The organism is Pseudomonas sp. PKS (assembly GCF_051913525.1).
GTDB lineage: Bacteria > Pseudomonadota > Gammaproteobacteria > Pseudomonadales > Pseudomonadaceae > Aquipseudomonas > Aquipseudomonas guariconensis_D.
On record NZ_JBEGDO010000050.1, the window covers coordinates 1 to 506 of the forward strand.

General features: G+C 66.6%; 1 protein-coding gene. It reads right to left on the bottom strand.

The window, feature by feature from the left end:
• On the bottom strand, nucleotides 1–506 hold a 506-nt coding region (locus ABOA88_RS24030), incomplete at both ends, for an inverse autotransporter beta domain-containing protein (protein ID WP_440127996.1).

The window sequence follows — 506 nt, forward strand, 5'->3', positions numbered from 1 at the left end:
GGCGCCGACGCCGGCCGGGTCGACCTGTTTGGCCCACGGCTCGCCGATCTGGTAGTTGAACTCGGCACCCACGGTGGTCTCGTTGCCGCCGTTGCCCTTGCGCTGGTCGGCGCTGAGGGTCAGCAGCGGAATGGGCGTGTAGGTGAGGCCGACAGTGACGGCGCTGGGGTCTTTCTTGCGGTTGTCCTTGCCGAACAGGCCGACTTCATCGCCGTAGTACTGCTCGTAGGTGAGCTTGCCGCCGAGCTGCGGCATCGCCGGCAGCCAGGCTTCGGTGCGCAGGTCCCAGCCGTTGGCCGGGCGTTCCTGGTAGTCCTCGACGTCGGGGGAATCCTTCCAGCCGGTCAGACGGGTGTAGCTGTTGGCGTTGACCTTGAGAAAGTCGCGCCAGTACTCGACACCCAGGCCCAGACGGGCGTGCTGGCGAGAGAGGTCGTAGTCCAGAAAGCTGTTGGCGCCGAGCATGTAGCCGTCGTTGAAGCGACGCACGCCCAGGCCCAGGCTGG